The following is a 1,613-nucleotide window of genomic DNA, read 5'->3' on the forward strand; positions in this document are numbered from 1 at the left end:
GAGCAGGATAGTTGTGCGAAATGTTTCTGGCAAAAATTGAGGTTGGTCACAATACTCAGGTAAAGGCTAGACAGTTCCTGTCGGAACTGAAGGATTATATTGAAGAATCAAATGACGGAGTAACGCCCTGAAGGGTTCTCTCTTAGTCGAATAGCACTAGATTTAGTAAGAATGATAGTGTTATAAGCTCGGCAAAAAGGCGTGAGAAATTACCGTAGCAGTTTGGCTGCCGAAAGCCTACTCGAGGGAGTGGTGTAATTCATAATGCTTGAGTTGAATGGATATGGTGAGAATGCAGATAAACCTATAAGAAAAAGGTTAAGCTGACGAACTTCTGAATGTACGGGTCTAAACCTGCAATACATAGAAATGTGTATATCACCAAATTGTGAGGTTGGCTGTGGGTGAGTAAGAATAACTATTATAAAAATCCATGATACGTTACAGGCGTATGAGGGCTAACAGGCTTACAGGAAGCACCTAAGTTCATTCTATAATAGATATAATTCAACATTGTAAGCTGATAACGTGGAGGGCTTACTTCCTAAGAAGCGTTGGCAAGGAAAGCAATAATGATATTAGTTACTGTATAACTAGTCTTTGTATCAGTGAAAGTGGTGGCACAGTACCAATGAAATGTTTAATCAACATGGAGGGATAGCCACTAGACTAATGAAGAATCATTTAACCATGTAAGGCAGATCTTTATCGATTAATAAGGTTCTTGTGAGACTAAAAGAGGTTTAACTCCGAAAGGGGTAGCCGACTTATTGAAACGGAAGAAACTGAGACACAATGAGTATTATAACTTACAAGAGTGCTTTGATACTCTTTACACTCGAAGTGTCAGTGGTAAGAAATTCTATGGATTAACAGAATTGATGTGTTCTAATGAAAATATACGACTTGCCTATCGTAACATCAAAAGAAATACAGGGAGCAAAACGGCAGGGACAGATAAATTAACTATTAAAGACATTAGTCATTTATCGGTGGAAGATGTTATAAACAAGGTTCAAACTTTGTTTATGAATTATAAGCCACAAAAAGTGAGACGTGTGTTAATTCCTAAAACGAATGGCAAATTAAGACCTTTAGGAATTCCAACAATTTGGGATAGAATTTTTCAACAATGCATTCTACAAGTAATGGAGCCAATTTGTGAAGCAAAATTTCACAAACATAGCTATGGATTTAGACCTAATAGAAGCACTCAGCATGCGAAAGCGAGGTTTGAATTCCTAATTAACCAGGCTGGGCTTTATCACTGCATTGATGTTGATATAAAAGGTTTCTTTGATAATGTAAATCATAGTAAACTTTTAAAACAAATTTGGTCATTAGGTATAAGGGATAAGGTATTACTTTCTCTTATTTCAAGGCTTTTAAAAGCTGAGATTGAAGGAGAAGGGGTCCCAACTAAAGGAACACCGCAAGGTGGCATTTTATCGCCTTTATTATCAAACATTGTCCTTAATGAACTTGATTGGTGGATAAGTAATCAGTGGGAAACATTCATCTGTAACTTCGCATATAAGACCAGTGGGATTAAGTATCAAGCACTAAAAAAGTCCAGATTAAAAGAATGCTTTATCGTCCGCTATGCGGACGAT

Annotated in this window: 1 protein-coding gene; it reads left to right on the forward strand. The window is 36.8% G+C overall.

Going from position 1 to position 1,613, the window contains the following annotated elements:
- Window positions 1-770: 770 nt before the first annotated feature.
- Window positions 771-1,613, forward strand: an 843-nt coding sequence (locus ACJ004_RS29990; RefSeq protein WP_410896726.1) for a reverse transcriptase domain-containing protein, incomplete at its 3' end; no start/stop codon positions are given.

It is taken from the genome of Neobacillus sp. 204 (assembly GCF_046562815.1).
Lineage (GTDB): Bacteria > Bacillota > Bacilli > Bacillales > Cytobacillaceae > Neobacillus.